The organism is Streptomyces sp. NPDC055400 (genome assembly GCF_053644375.1).
On sequence record NZ_JBSHLM010000004.1, the window covers coordinates 337,744 to 350,829 of the forward strand.

Below are 13,086 nucleotides of genomic sequence, written 5' to 3' on the forward strand. Positions count from 1 at the left end.
CCCTGAAGGCTCAGGCCCTGCCGGCCAGCTCGTAGCCCGCCTCGTCGACGGCGGCCCGGACCTCCTCCTCGTCCAGGGGCGCCGCGGAGACCACGGTCACCTGTCCCGTGGAGGCCGCGGCCTTCACGGAGATGACGCCCGCCAGCCCCGAGATCTCGTCCGACACGGCGCCCTCGCAGTGTCCGCAGGTCATGCCGGTCACCTGGTACACGGTGGTGACGGCTCCCTCGGCGTTCCCGGCGGCGTCCGAGTGGCACGAACCGCTGGGCGAGCAGCAGGAACCGGTCGACTCGGTGCCGATCTGGGGGAGCTCGGTCTGGGCGCTCATGTCGTTCTCCTTGTCGAAGGCCGCGTGCGTCCCGGTCTGAGCAGGCGTGCGGCGTACCGTGCGAGTGAGGCGCCGGGGCATCCCCGGGACCTCCTGACACTCACGACTGTATACCCCTAGGGGGTATTTCTCCAAGAGGGGCCATGGCGGGCGAGTGACCGTACCCAGGCGATCCCCGCGAGCGAGATGATCACGAGAGTGCCCACCGAGAAGAGCGTGAAGAGGTGCATCCGGGTGCCGGTCGGCTGCGGGATGTAACCCTCGGCGAAGAGCGTGAGGGGCAGGTCCGTGGCGGTGAGCCGGGCGACTGTCCAGATCGCGATGCCGTGCGTGGAGTCCCACAGAGCGTGCAGCAAGGAGACCCCCAGAAACGTGAACACCACCGGCGCCGCGAAGCGATAGCGCCCGTTCGGCCTGCGGAAGGCCAGTAGGACGGCGCCGGAGATCGCCGTCCACAGGCCGTGCCCGAGCGGTGCGAGCAGGCCGCGCAGCACCTCCGTCTCCAGGAGTGAGCGCACGTCGATGCCCTGCGTGCCGACGGCGGCGTTGAACGCGTAGCCCGTGCTCTCGAAGGCCGCGAAGCCGAAGCCTGCGGACGCGCCGAGGACGAGCCCCGCCCGCAGCCCGCGCACCCGGGGCTGGGTGTGCAGCACGTACATCAGGGCGGCGAGCTTGACCGCCTCTTCCATCAGGCCGACCCCGGCGAACATCCACGGCGAGGGGTGCAGCAGGGAGTACTCCATGACCGAGGCGCCGAGCGCCCCGAGGACGCCACCGGCGGCGAAGCAGCCGAGCGTCAGACTCACGCCCAGGTCCGCGCGTGGCGCTCGTACGCCCACAGCACGAAGGCGCCCGGGACGAGGAAGCTGCCGAGCAGGATCAGCGTCGGCAGCAGCGTCGTGTTCAGGGTCGCGAACGTGACGACGGCGGTCAGGGTCCACAGGGCGAGTCCGCCCCGCAGCCAGTGCTTCCACAGTCCCGCCCGGATCCGCGGCACGGACGACGGGGGCCGCTTGGGGCCGGGGATGCGGGCTCGGGGCGCGCCGGGCGGCTGGGCTTGGGTCACGGCAATTCCCTCTGCGTGGGGAAGATTTGTGACGGAGTTTATGTAGATGCGCGTTTTGCCGCACCGTGAGTGGGTGCGGGGGCGCAGGCGTGGTGACCGGGCCGGGGGTTACGTTCGTCCGGTCGGGTGACGGCTGGTCGGAAGTGAGGCGCGAGGGCGATGCGGGCTGTGGTGTTCGAGAAGTTCGGGGAGCGGGCCGAGGTCCGGGAGGTGCCCGATCCGGTGCCCGCGCCGCACGGCGTCGTCGTACGGGTCGAGGCGACGGGCCTGTGCCGCAGCGACTGGCACGGCTGGACGGGCCACGACCCCGGCATCCGGCTGCCGCACGTCCCCGGGCACGAACTCGCCGGAGTGGTCGAGGCGGTGGGCGCCGACGTGCCGGACCGGCGGCCGGGCGACCGGGTCACCGTCCCGTTCGTGTGCGCCTGCGGCACCTGCGCGTCCTGCGCGGCCGGCGACCACCAGGTGTGCGAGCGCCAGACCCAGCCCGGCTTCACGCACTGGGGCTCCTTCGCCGAGTACGTCGCCCTGGACCACGCCGCCGTGAACCTGGTGGACGTACCGGACGAGCTGTCGTTCGCGACGGCGGCGGGGCTCGGCTGCCGCTTCGCGACCGCGTTCCGCGCCGTCGTCGCGCAGGGCCGGGTGGCCGCCGGTGAGTGGGTCGCCGTGCACGGGTGCGGAGGCGTCGGCCTGTCCGCCGTGATGATCGCGGCGGCGAGCGGGGCGCGGGTCGTCGCGGTCGACGTCTCGCCCGCCGCGCTGGACCTCGCCCGCACCTTCGGCGCCGCCCACTGCCTGAACGCCTCCCAGGTGCCCGATGTGGCCGCAGCCGTACGGGAGTTGACCGGCGGCGGCGCGCACCTGTCGCTCGACGCGCTCGGCTCACCGCTCACGTGCGCCGCCTCGGTGGGCGGCCTGCGGCGCCGGGGCCGCCATGTGCAGGTCGGCCTGCTGCCGCAGGACCCGGTCGTCCCCATGAGCCGGGTGATCGGCCTCGAACTCGAACTCCTCGGCAGCCACGGAATGGCCGCGCACGCCTATCCGCAGATGCTGGAGACGGTCCGCGCCGGGGTACTGCGCCCGGACCTCCTGGTCACCTCCACGATCACCCTGGACGCGGCACCCGCAGCGCTCGAAGCGATGGGCACGACGCCGGGCGCGGGCGTGACGATCATCGAGCCGTGGGCCTGAGCCCCTGACTCCTGGTCAGGGCCGCCCGCCGTGCTCCGCCCACTCCGGGGCCAGGACCGACATCAGTGTCTGGTCGTACCACTGGCCGTCGCGCAGTACCGACTGCCGGGCCACGCCTTCCTCGACGAAGCCCGCCTTCTCGTAGACGCGGCGGGCCCGGTGGTTGTGGCTGAAGAGGTCAAGGGCGATGCGGTGCAGGCCCAGGCTCTCGAAGCCGTGGCCCACGATGAGGCGGACCGCCTCGGTGCCGAGACCCCGGCCGCGGCCCTCGGGGCCGACGAGCGTGCGGAACGTGCAGCTGCGGTGGACCGGGTCCCAGTCGTACAGGACGACCTCACCGACGAGCCGGCCCGTGGCGCGGTCGGTCACCGCGAGGTCGAGACGGTCGGGCTGCGCGGAGCGTGAGCCGTACCAGGCGCGCAGGGAGTCCAGGGTGAGCTCGTTCGACGGGTCCCCGGTGAAGCGGCGTACCTCCGGGTCGTCGATGATCTCGGCCATCGTGTCCGCGTCCGCGGCGGTGAACGGCCGCAGGACGGTCTTCTCGCCGGTCAGCACCGGCTTGACGGAGAAGCCGGCGGCCAGGGGGTCTTGGGTCATCCGGGGATTGTCCGCAGGGCCGGCCGCGCGCGGCAATCGAATAACGCGGGCGCCGCCCCGCACGGTGGCATACGTGCGGGGCGGCGGCGGTGCGGTGGGGTGGTCACTGATTGAGGCCCCGGTTGCGGGGGCGGGAGGCGACCCAGGCGTGGACGGTGTCCACGTACCAGTACGGCTTTCCCGCCTCCACGTGGTCGGGCGGGGGCAGCAGACCGTGCTTGCGGTACGAGCGCACGGTGTCCGGCTGGACCCGGATGTGCGCGGCGATGTCCTGGTACGACCAGAGCCTTCGGTCGGTCATCTGTGGCTCCTTGCTGCGGGTGCCGCAGCGGCGGCTCGGGGTGGCCGTCGGGGGAGCTGCGGCGCGAAACGCTGGCGATCAGTCAGCCTGTGCCCGGACAACGACCCGCCCGGAGAAGAGGCGAGGGGCTGTCGACGGGGTGTGACGCAAGACCCGCGTATACGGAACATGTGTGACAGGAAGGGGGTGTTTGTGACGCGAGTGACGCATTCGCGGCGCGCGGAAGGTGCGTACGCGGGGGTGATCGGCCCCCCGAGGAGTCCCTACACCCCGCACGACCTCAGATAACCCCTGGTGCGGCGCGCGATGGGCAGCGGGCGGTCCGGCTCGCACGGGTACATGTCCTGCTCGACGATCGCGAAGAGATCGACGTCCAGACGCCGGGCCGCCGCGATGACGGGCTCCAACGCGGGCTCCCCGGCCGGGGGTTCGCACATCACGCCGCGCGCCACGGCGGGCCCGAACGGGATCCCGCCCGCGCGGACTTCGGCGAGCACGGCCGGGTCGACCTGCTTGAGGTGGAGGTAGCCGATGCGCTCGCCGTACGTCTCGATGAGCTTGACGCTGTCGCCCCCGCAGTACGCGTAGTGGCCCGTGTCGAGGCAGAGCGAGACGAGGTCCTGGTCCGTGGAGTCGAGGAAGCGGGCGACGTTCTCCTCGGAGTCGATGTGCGTGTCGGCGTGCGGGTGGACGACGGTCCGCAGGCCGTACCGCTCGCGGACCTCGTGGGCGAGCCGCTCGGTCTGCGTGGTCAGGTCGCGCCACTGCGCCGCGGTGAGCGCGGAGTCCTCGATGATCTCGCCCGTCTTGTCGTCGCGCCAGAACGCGGGGATGACGACGAGATGCCCGGCGCCGGTCGCGCGCGTGAGGTCCGCGATGGCCGAGACGTGCTCCCATGTCGCGTCCCAGACGCCGGGGCCGCGGTGCAGGCCCGTGAAGACGGTGCCCGCCGACACCTTCAGGCCGCGCCGTCCCGTCTCCTCGGCGAGCACGGCCGGGTCCGTGGGCAGATAGCCGTACGGGCCGAGCTCGATCCACTCGTAGCCCGCTTCGGCCACCTCGTCGAGAAAGCGCCGCCAGGGGACTTGGCGGGGGTCGTCGGGGAACCACACGCCCCAGGAGTCGGGTGCCGAGCCGATGCGGATACGGGGTGACATCGTCGTCATGGAGCCAGCCTTCAGGGCGCCGCGGACGAGTGTCAAGACGTGGTCCGAATGTCCGGACAAAATGTTGACAGGGTCTTGTGGCAGGGCTAGACCTGAGCCTGAGACCGCCGAAGGGGCGCGCGCCCCGCCGAAGGGAATCCGTATGCAGCCCAGTCCCGGCGAGCCGTACGACCTCATCACGATGGGCCGGATCGGCGTGGACCTCTATCCGTTGCGGACGGGCGTGCCGCTGGCGGAGGTGGACACGTTCGGCAAGTTCCTGGGCGGCTCCTCGTCGAACGTCGCGGTGGCGGCGGCCCGGCTCGGGCGCCGCACGGCGACGGTCACCCGCACCGGGGCGGACCCCTTCGGGGAGTATCTGCACCGCAAGCTGCGGGAGTTCGGCGTCGACGACCGCTGGGTCACGCCCGTGGCAGGCCTGCCGACGCCCATTACCTTCTGCGAGGTCTTCCCGCCGGACGACTTCCCGCTCTACTTCTACCGCCTGCCCAAAGCGCCCGATCTGCAGATCCACACCGCCGAACTCGACCTGGACGCCCTCAGGGCGGCCCGGGTGTTCTGGATGACGGGGACCGGGCTGAGCGAGGAGCCGAGCCGCTCGGCGACTCTGGCCGCGTTGGCGCACCGGGCGAAGGCGGGCATCACCGTCTTCGACCTCGACTGGCGGCCGACGCTCTGGGGAGACGCGGCCTGGGAGGACCCGGAACAGGCCAGGCCTCATTACGCCGAGGCCCTGCGCCACGCGACCGTCGCCGTCGGCAACGTCGACGAGGTCGAGATCGCCACCGGCGAGCGCGAACCGGCCGCCGCGGCCCGGGCGCTGCTCGCCGCCGGGGTGCGCCTCGCCGTCGTCAAGCAAGGACCCAAGGGCGTACTCGCCATGAGAGAGGACGGCGAGTACGCGGAGGTGCCGCCGCTGCCCGTCGACGTCCTCAACGGTCTGGGGGCGGGCGACGCGTTCGGTGGCGCCCTGTGCCACGGACTGCTCGCCGGCTGGGAGTTGGAGCAGGTCATGCGGTACGCGAACGCCGCGGGCGCGATCGTCGCGTCCCGCCTCGAATGCTCGTCGGCGATGCCCACCCCCGAAGAGGTAGCGGCCGCCCTCACGGCGGGAGAGGTCCGATGAGCCGGGCGGGCAAGGTCGGCGCAAGCAGCCCGGGACACGTTCGCGAGCGGAGCGGCCGGGGGGTGCGCGTCGATCCCCTGGAGCTGGTGCGGCTGCGGGCCCGCCATCCCGACGCCGTCGCCGAGGCGGCGGCGCGGCGGGCGCGCAGGCCGCTGATCACGCACGACGCCGGGCGCCTCCTGATCGTCGCCGCCGACCACCCCGCGCGCGGCGCCCTCGCCGTGGGGGAGCGGCCCTTCGCCATGGCCGACCGCGCCGACCTCCTCGGACGGCTCTGCCTCGCCCTGTCGCGGCCCCGCGTCGACGGGGTGCTCGCCACCGCCGACATCCTCGACGACCTGCTCCTGCTGGGCGCGCTCGACGGCAAGGTCGTCCTCGGCTCGATGAACCGCGGCGGGCTCGCCGGGGCCTCCTTCGAACTCGACGACCGGTTCACCGGACACCGGCCCGCGGACCTGCACCGGCTGCGGTTCGACGCCGGCAAGCTGCTCCTGCGTATCGACTACGACGACCCGGGCTCGCTGCGCACCATGGAGTCCGCGGCCCGCGCCGTCGACGCGATGGCGGAGCTTCGCCTGCCCGTGTTCGTCGAGCCGTTCCTGTGCCACCGCGACCCTGCGCGCGGGACGCTGCGCAGCGACCTGAGCGCGGAGGCCGTCACCACGTCCATCGCCATCGCCTCCGGCCTCGGCGGCAGCTCCGCGTACACCTGGCTCAAGGTGCCCGTCACCGACAACCCCGACGACATGGCGCGCGTCATGGAGACCTCGACGCTGCCCGCGGTGCTGCTCGGCGGTGATGTCGGATCCGCGGACGACCAGGACGCGGCGTACGAGAAGTGGCGGCACGCGCTCCAACTGCCCACCGTGCAGGGCCTGGTGGTGGGGCGCTCGCTGCTCTACCCGGCCGACGGGGATGTGGCGGGCGCGGTCGACACCGCCGCGTCGCTGCTGTAGGAGGGGACGGTGACGAACGCGAAGGACCCCATGAACCCGTACCTGCCGCGGGGCAGCGCCGCCGACGGGCCCTACGCCCTGGCCGTCGGCCCCGAGCGGGCCGGCTGGTCCCGCGCGGGGCTGCGAGTGATCGAACTGGGGCCCGGACAAACGCACGACCTGGACACCGGCGAGAGTGAATGGATCGTGCTGCCCCTGACAGGTGGTTGCACGGTGCGCACGCAAGGCCGGATCATCGAACTGCTGGGCCGGGAGAGCGTGTTCGGCGGGGTCAGCGACTTCGCGTACGTGCCCCGCGACGCCCATGCGCAGATCGCCTCCGGCGCGGGAGGCCGCTTCGCCCTGGCAGGAGCGAAGTGCGAGCGTCAGCTCCCCGCCCGCTACGGCCCCGCGCCGGAGGTTCCCGTCGAGCACCGGGGCTCCGGCACCAGCGCCCGCCAGGTGCGCAACTTCGCGTCCGCCGACGCCTTCGCGTGCGACCAGCTCATCGCCGTGGAGGTGATCACGCCCGGCGGCAACTGGTCCTCGTACCCGCCCCACAAGCACGACGAGCACCGGCCGGGTCTCGAGACCGAGCTGGAGGAGATCTACTACTTCGAGATCGAGGGGCCCGGCGGGTACGGGTACCAGCGCGTCTCGCCGTCCAGGCCCGGCGGCACCGACCTGCTCGCCGAGGTCCGTACGGGCGACGCGGTCCTCGTCCCCGACGGGTGGCACGGTCCGTCGATCGCGCAGCCGGGACACACGATGTACTACCTGAACGTGATGGCGGGACCGGGCGAGGAACGGGAGTGGCGGATCTGCTTCCACCCCGATCACCTGACGGAGGGATACCGATGACGCGGCTCACCACAGCACAGGCCCTCGTACGGTTCCTGTCCCGGCAGTACACCGAGCGCGACGGCGAGCGGCGCCGCCTGATCGACGCGACCTGGGGCATCTTCGGGCACGGGAACGTCGCCGGGATCGGCCAGGCCCTCCTGGAGTACGCGGACGACATGCCCTACCACCAGGGCCGCAACGAACAGGCCATGGTGCACGCGGCCGTCGGCTTCGCCCGGCAGAGCGGCCGGCTCTCGGCGCAGGCCGTGACCACGTCGATCGGGCCCGGCGCCACCAACCTCGTCACCGGCGCCGCGCTCGCCACCATCAACCACCTGCCCGTCCTGCTGCTGCCCGGCGACACCTTCGCGACCCGGCCCGCGGACCCCGTCCTCCAGCAGCTCGAAGTCCCTTACGCGGGCGACGTGTCCGTCAACGACTGCCTGCGCCCCGTCTCCCGCTACTTCGACCGGATCTCCCGGCCCGAGGCACTGATCCCCGCGGCCCTCGCCGCGATGCGCGCCCTCGCCGACCCGGTCGACACGGGCGCGGTCACGCTCGCGCTGCCGCAGGACGTACAGGCCGAGGCGTACGACTGGCCCGATGCGTTCTTCGACGAGCGGGTGTGGGGCGTGCGCAGGCCCGCGCCCGACCCGCGCGAGCTGGACGAGGCCGTCCGTGCGGTGCGCGCCGCGCGCAGGCCGCTGCTCGTCGCGGGCGGCGGCGTCCACCACAGCCGCGCAGAGGAGGCGCTCAAGGAGTTCGCCGACGCGACCGGGATCCCCGTCGCGTCCACCCAGGCCGGCAAGGGCTCCCTGCGCTGGGACCACCCGTCGGACGTCGGAGGCATCGGCCACACCGGCACCGCGACCGCGAACGAACTCGCCCGCACCGCCGACCTCGTCATCGGCGTCGGCACCCGCTACACCGACTTCACGACCGCGTCCGGCACCCTCTTCGGCGGCCGCGTGCGCTTCCTCGACCTCAACATCGCGGCCTTCGACAGCCACAAGATGGCGGGCCTGCCCCTGGTCGCGGACGCCCGCACGGGCCTGGAGGAGCTCACGGCCGGGCTCCGCGGCCACCGCGCGGAGCCCTCCTACGTCATGGAGTACTCCGACGACAAGGAGCGCTGGGAGTACCGCGTCGACGCCTGCTTCACGGCCGACGACGACCTCGTGCACCCGACCCAGCCGCAGGTGCTCGGCGCGCTCGACGAACTCGTCACCGAGGACGACATCCTGATCAACGCGGCCGGTTCGCTCCCCGGTGACCTGCACAAACTGTGGCGCGCGCGGTCCCGCGACCAGTACCACGTCGAGTACGGCTACTCCTGCATGGGCTACGAGATCCCGGCCGCGATCGGCGTGGCGCTCGCCGCGCCCGGCCGCCCGGTGTGGGCGCTCGTCGGCGACGGCACGTATCTGATGATGCCGACCGAGATCGTCACCGCCGTCCAGGAGAACATTCCGGTCAAAATGGTCATCCTGCAGAACCACGGGTACGCGTCCATCGGCGGACTCTCGGCCTCCGTGGGCGGCGAGGGGTTCGGTACGGGCTACCGCTTCCCGGCCGCCGACGGCACGTACACGGGCGCCCCGCTGCCCGTCGACCTCGCGGCCAACGCGGCCAGCCTCGGTATGACGGTGCTGCGCGCGAAAACCGTCCGTGATCTGCGGGAAGCCCTCGCGGCGGCGCGTGCGGCGGACGGTCCCACATGTGTCTACGTGGAGACCGAAACGGCAGACACAGTGTCGGGCGCGCCCCCCGCGCAGGCGTGGTGGGATGTGCCCGTGGCCGAGACGGCGACGCGACCGTCGGCGGTCAAGGCCCGCGAGGAGTACGACCGGCACGTCACCGCTCGGCGCCGCCGGCTGTGAAAGAACGCGAAACACCTGAAAAACCCGAAACACCCGTAGGACCCCAAAGGAGCTTGCCCTCATGACGACCGACGTCAAGACCGTCAACCACTGGATCGGCGGGAAGACCGTCGAGGGTGTCTCGGGCAATTACGGCCCGGTCACCGACCCCGCGACCGGCGCTGTCACGACGCAGGTCGCCTTCGCCGACATCGACGAGGTCGACGCCGCGGTCGCCTCGGCCAAGGCCGCGTACGCGACGTGGGGCACCTCGTCCCTCGCCAAGCGCACCGCGATCCTCTTCAAGTTCCGCGCGCTGCTCGACGCCAACCGCGACGCGATCGCCGAGCTGATCACGGCCGAGCACGGCAAGGTCCACTCGGACGCGCTCGGCGAGGTCGCCCGCGGCCTGGAGATCGTCGACCTGGCCTGCGGCATCACCGTGCAGCTGAAGGGCGAGCTGTCCACCGAGGTCGCCTCGCGCGTCGACGTGTCGTCGATCCGCCAGCCGCTCGGCGTCGTCGCCGGCATCACGCCGTTCAACTTCCCGGCCATGGTGCCGATGTGGATGTTCCCGCTCGCCATCGCCTGCGGCAACACCTTCGTCCTGAAGCCGTCGGAGAAGGACCCGTCGGCGTCCATGAAGATCGCCGAGCTGCTCTCCGAGGCCGGTCTGCCCGACGGCGTCTTCAACGTCCTGCACGGTGACAAGGTCGCCGTGGACCGCCTCCTGGAGCACCCGGACGTCGCGGCCGTGTCCTTCGTGGGCTCGACCCCGATCGCGCGCCACATCCACACCACGGCCTCCGCCAACGGCAAGCGCGTGCAGGCGCTCGGCGGCGCAAAGAACCACATGCTGGTCCTGCCCGACGCCGATCTGGACGCCGCCGCCGACGCGGCGGTCTCGGCCGCGTACGGCTCCGCCGGTGAGCGCTGCATGGCGATCTCGGCCGTCGTGGCCGTGGGCTCCGTCGCCGACGAGCTCGTCGCCAGGATCAAGGACCGCGCCGAGAAGATCAAGATCGGCCCCGGCAACGACCCGGCCTCGGAGATGGGCCCGCTCATCACCGCCGCGCACCGCGACAAGGTGGCGTCCTACGTCACCGGTGCCGCGGCCGAGGGCTGCGAGGTCGTCCTCGACGGCACCGGCTACACGGTCGAGGGCCACGAGAACGGTCACTGGATCGGCCTCTCCCTGCTCGACCGCGTCCCCACGACCGCCAAGGCGTACCGGGACGAGATCTTCGGCCCGGTCCTGTGCGTGCTGCGCGTCGACACGTACGAGGAGGGCGTGGCGCTCATGAACGCCTCGCCGTTCGGCAACGGCACCGCGATCTTCACCCGGGACGGCGGCGCCGCCCGCCGCTTCCAGCTGGAGATCGAGGCGGGCATGGTCGGCGTGAACGTGCCGATCCCGGTGCCGGTGGGCTACCACTCCTTCGGTGGCTGGAAGGACTCGCTCTTCGGCGACCACCACATCTACGGCAACGACGGCACGCACTTCTACACCCGCGGCAAGGTCGTCACCACGCGCTGGCCCGACCCGTCCGACGCCCCCGCGGGCGTGGACCTGGGCTTCCCGCGCAACCACTGAGTCAACAGCAGCACCAGGTGCCCCGGCCGCTGTGCAGCGCGGCCGGGGCACCTCTGTGTGTGCCTCCGTATGCGTCTCTGTATGCACCTGTGTGTGCGCCCGGGGCGCCGGGAGAGTGTCCGGAGTGCGGACGGATTTGGACGGACTTCGGAGCGCGGGCTGCGGTTCCCGTACGTAGGGGATGTATCGGATGTCCCAGTCGACACCGTCCGTTCACCTGGGAAAGCAAGGTCATTAATCCGGACGACCTGATGGAATCCATCTATTGCGTCGAACCGGCTTGGAAGTGGCCGTAGTTGGATCAAGAGCCCGGTGCGGAATCCGCAGCTAAACGGCCGTTGACGTTCCGGATTTCGCACGGTGCAATGACGCGCCGGGAGCGGACGAACAAACCCCCATCGCGACAGCCCTTCGGAGGCGATAGCGCTCCCGGCCCGAGTATCGGAAACATCTGCCGCACGAGTCGATCGGAACCGCTCCCCATATGTCCGACACGCTTCGCACCAGCCCCACGACCGTCACCGAGGCGCCCCTCGCTCCCCTCGGCAACACGGCCAGTCCCCAGAAGCTCAAGCGTTCCATCGGCGTCGTCGGCGGCACCCTGCTCACGCTCTCGTGCGTGACGCCCGCCTCCACGCTCTTCGTGGTCGTCCCCGACCTGTTCTCCTCGCTCGGCACCGCCACCGCGCTCACCATCGGGATCGGCTCGCTGCTGTGCATAGCCGTCGCGTTCTGCTACTCGGAGCTGGGCACCCTCATCCCCAGCGCGGGCGGCGAGTACGCCATGGTGTCGACGCTCGCGGGCCGCCTCGCCGGCTGGCTCGTCTTCGTGCTCTCGCTGCTCGTGGTCATGATCGTGCCGCCCGTCATCGCGATGGGCACCGCGGACTACCTCGCCCCGCTCGTGCATCTGCCGGCCGCCGGCGCCGGAGCGGGCGTCATGCTCCTCGCCACCCTCGCGGGCCTGCTCGACCTGCGTGCCAACGCCTGGATCACCGGCATCTTCCTCGTCCTCGAGGTCATCGCCGCCGGAGTCGTCGCCGTCCTCGGCTTCTCGCACTCCGAGCGCGGCGCCGGATCCCTCGTCGACCTGCACGTCACCGGGGCGGGCGGCCACACCGACACCGTCACCGCGATGCTGATCATCTCCGGGCTCGCCATCGCCCTCTTCATCACGCAGGGCTTCTCGACCGCGGTCTACCTCTCCGAGGAGCTGGAGAACCCGCGCCGCAACGTGGCTCGCACGGTGCTCCTGACCCTCGCCATCTCCACCGTGGTCATCCTGGTGCCGGTCGTCGCCATCACCATGGGCGCCCCCGACCTCGCCGCCCTCACCAGTGGCGACATCAGCGGCATGGTCGAGGCCTGGTCCAACTCCGCCGTCGGCACGTTCGTCAGCCTCTGCGTCGCCCTCGCGATCATCAACGCGGGCATCGTCATGGTCATCCAGAACTCCCGCGTCCTGTTCGCCTCCGCCCGCGACAAGTCCTGGCCCGAGCCGGTCAACAACGCGCTCTCCAAGCTCGGCCGCTTCGGCTCCCCGTGGGTCGCGACCCTCGTCGTGGGCGTGCCCGGCGCGGCCCTGTGCTTCGTCAACCTCGACACCCTGTACGGCGTGACCGGCGTCTCCGTCACCGGCATGTACCTCCTGGTCGCCGTCGCCGCGCTGCTCGCCCGCCGCGGCTCCCACCGCGACCAGCCGGCCTGGCGCATGCCGCTGTGGCCCGCGGTGCCGGTGGTCCTGATCGCCGTACTCGCCTACATCCTCAGCCAGCAGGAGGTCTCCTACCTGCTGTGGACCGGCGGCATCACCGCCGTCGCCACCCTCTACTGGGCGCTCTACCTGCGGCCGCGCAAGGAAACCCGCTGGCTGGTGTCGATCCCCGAGGACTCGCAGGCCTGAGCATCACCCGGGCTCGGCTCGCACGAGTGGCCACGGGGCCGAAGGGGCAGGGCCGCGCCCGTCGAACAGGGGCCCGGCAGCAGTCAGTTCGTCGACGGTGCGCGCACGGCGGATGCCGGATTTCCGCACGACGCTTCGTACCGCGAACGGTGTACGCGGGGGCGGGACCCTACT

11 protein-coding genes and 1 pseudogene are annotated in these 13,086 nt (G+C 71.7%); 7 read left to right on the forward strand and 5 right to left on the reverse strand.

Translation table 11 applies throughout. The features are described 5' to 3' along the window. Nucleotides 1-10 precede the first annotated feature (10 nt). Together ACWIGU_RS12815 and ACWIGU_RS12820 are read right to left on the reverse strand one after the other, a co-directional pair. The gene (locus ACWIGU_RS12815; protein ID WP_454400127.1) at nucleotides 11-328 is read right to left on the reverse strand and encodes a heavy-metal-associated domain-containing protein; all 318 of its coding nucleotides are present in this window, start codon (nucleotides 326-328) and stop codon (nucleotides 11-13) included. Between the two features lie 116 nt (nucleotides 329-444). After that, nucleotides 445-1,394 (reverse strand): annotated as a pseudogene (locus ACWIGU_RS12820) (PrsW family intramembrane metalloprotease). A 159-nt stretch (nucleotides 1,395-1,553) separates the two neighbouring features. Between ACWIGU_RS12820 and ACWIGU_RS12825 the strand changes: the two are divergent. Next, nucleotides 1,554-2,588: a zinc-dependent alcohol dehydrogenase family protein gene (locus ACWIGU_RS12825; RefSeq protein WP_454400129.1), complete on the forward strand. Its 1,035-nt coding sequence runs from the start codon at nucleotides 1,554-1,556 to the stop codon at nucleotides 2,586-2,588. Between the two features lie 15 nt (nucleotides 2,589-2,603). On the opposite strand, the gene ACWIGU_RS12830 is transcribed toward ACWIGU_RS12825, so the two are convergent. From ACWIGU_RS12830 to ACWIGU_RS12840, 3 genes are all read right to left on the reverse strand, one after another. Continuing rightward, on the reverse strand, nucleotides 2,604-3,185 hold the full coding sequence (locus tag ACWIGU_RS12830; RefSeq protein ID WP_454400131.1) for a GNAT family N-acetyltransferase: 582 nt from the start codon (nucleotides 3,183-3,185) through the stop codon (nucleotides 2,604-2,606). A gap of 103 nt (nucleotides 3,186-3,288) precedes the next feature. Beyond that, a complete protein-coding gene (locus ACWIGU_RS12835; RefSeq protein ID WP_356273352.1) occupies nucleotides 3,289-3,486 on the reverse strand; it encodes a helix-turn-helix transcriptional regulator in 198 nt (65 codons plus the stop codon). A 263-nt stretch (nucleotides 3,487-3,749) separates the two neighbouring features. Continuing rightward, on the reverse strand, nucleotides 3,750-4,652 hold the full coding sequence (locus ACWIGU_RS12840) for a sugar phosphate isomerase/epimerase family protein (protein WP_454400134.1): 903 nt from the start codon (nucleotides 4,650-4,652) through the stop codon (nucleotides 3,750-3,752). Nucleotides 4,653-4,794: 142 nt separating this feature from the next. Between ACWIGU_RS12840 and iolC the strand changes: the two genes are divergently transcribed. The 6 genes from iolC (at nucleotide 4,795) to ACWIGU_RS12870 (ending at nucleotide 12,912) form a co-directional block, all read left to right on the forward strand. Continuing rightward, a complete protein-coding gene (gene iolC / locus ACWIGU_RS12845; protein ID WP_454400136.1) occupies nucleotides 4,795-5,778 on the forward strand; it encodes a 5-dehydro-2-deoxygluconokinase in 984 nt (327 codons plus the stop codon). 62 nt (nucleotides 5,779-5,840) lie between these two features. Beyond that, complete coding sequence (locus ACWIGU_RS12850) at nucleotides 5,841-6,734, forward strand: Cgl0159 family (beta/alpha)8-fold protein (protein ID WP_454400138.1); 894 nt, start codon at nucleotides 5,841-5,843, stop codon at nucleotides 6,732-6,734. Between the two features lie 30 nt (nucleotides 6,735-6,764). Beyond that, a complete protein-coding gene (iolB, locus tag ACWIGU_RS12855; RefSeq protein ID WP_454400563.1) occupies nucleotides 6,765-7,574 on the forward strand; it encodes a 5-deoxy-glucuronate isomerase in 810 nt (269 codons plus the stop codon). Then, entirely contained in the window at nucleotides 7,571-9,436 is a 1,866-nt protein-coding gene (iolD, locus tag ACWIGU_RS12860; RefSeq protein ID WP_454400140.1) for a 3D-(3,5/4)-trihydroxycyclohexane-1,2-dione acylhydrolase (decyclizing), read from the forward strand. Before iolB ends, iolD begins: the two co-directional genes overlap by 4 nt. A gap of 61 nt (nucleotides 9,437-9,497) precedes the next feature. Beyond that, nucleotides 9,498-11,009 (forward strand): CoA-acylating methylmalonate-semialdehyde dehydrogenase, encoded by a 1,512-nt coding sequence (gene mmsA, locus ACWIGU_RS12865; RefSeq protein ID WP_454400142.1) that lies wholly within the window; start codon nucleotides 9,498-9,500, stop codon nucleotides 11,007-11,009. A gap of 484 nt (nucleotides 11,010-11,493) precedes the next feature. Then, complete coding sequence (locus ACWIGU_RS12870; RefSeq protein WP_454400144.1) at nucleotides 11,494-12,912, forward strand: APC family permease; 1,419 nt, start codon at nucleotides 11,494-11,496, stop codon at nucleotides 12,910-12,912. Nucleotides 12,913-13,086: the final 174 nt, after the last annotated feature.

Excerpts from the sequence above, each read along its gene's own strand:
- ACWIGU_RS12815 (WP_454400127.1), bottom strand. The coding sequence starts at position 328 with ATGAGCGCCCAGACCGAGCTCCCCCAGATCGGCACCGAGTCGACCGGT.
- ACWIGU_RS12825 (WP_454400129.1), top strand. The coding sequence starts at position 1,554 with ATGCGGGCTGTGGTGTTCGAGAAGTTCGGGGAGCGGGCCGAGGTCCGG.
- ACWIGU_RS12830 (WP_454400131.1), bottom strand. The coding sequence starts at position 3,185 with ATGACCCAAGACCCCCTGGCCGCCGGCTTCTCCGTCAAGCCGGTGCTG.
- ACWIGU_RS12835 (WP_356273352.1), bottom strand. The coding sequence starts at position 3,486 with ATGACCGACCGAAGGCTCTGGTCGTACCAGGACATCGCCGCGCACATC.
- ACWIGU_RS12840 (WP_454400134.1), bottom strand. The coding sequence starts at position 4,652 with ATGACGACGATGTCACCCCGTATCCGCATCGGCTCGGCACCCGACTCC.
- iolC (WP_454400136.1), top strand. The coding sequence starts at position 4,795 with ATGCAGCCCAGTCCCGGCGAGCCGTACGACCTCATCACGATGGGCCGG.
- iolB (WP_454400563.1), top strand. The coding sequence starts at position 6,765 with ATGAACCCGTACCTGCCGCGGGGCAGCGCCGCCGACGGGCCCTACGCC.
- iolD (WP_454400140.1), top strand. The coding sequence starts at position 7,571 with ATGACGCGGCTCACCACAGCACAGGCCCTCGTACGGTTCCTGTCCCGG.
- mmsA (WP_454400142.1), top strand. The coding sequence starts at position 9,498 with ATGACGACCGACGTCAAGACCGTCAACCACTGGATCGGCGGGAAGACC.
- ACWIGU_RS12870 (WP_454400144.1), top strand. The coding sequence starts at position 11,494 with ATGTCCGACACGCTTCGCACCAGCCCCACGACCGTCACCGAGGCGCCC.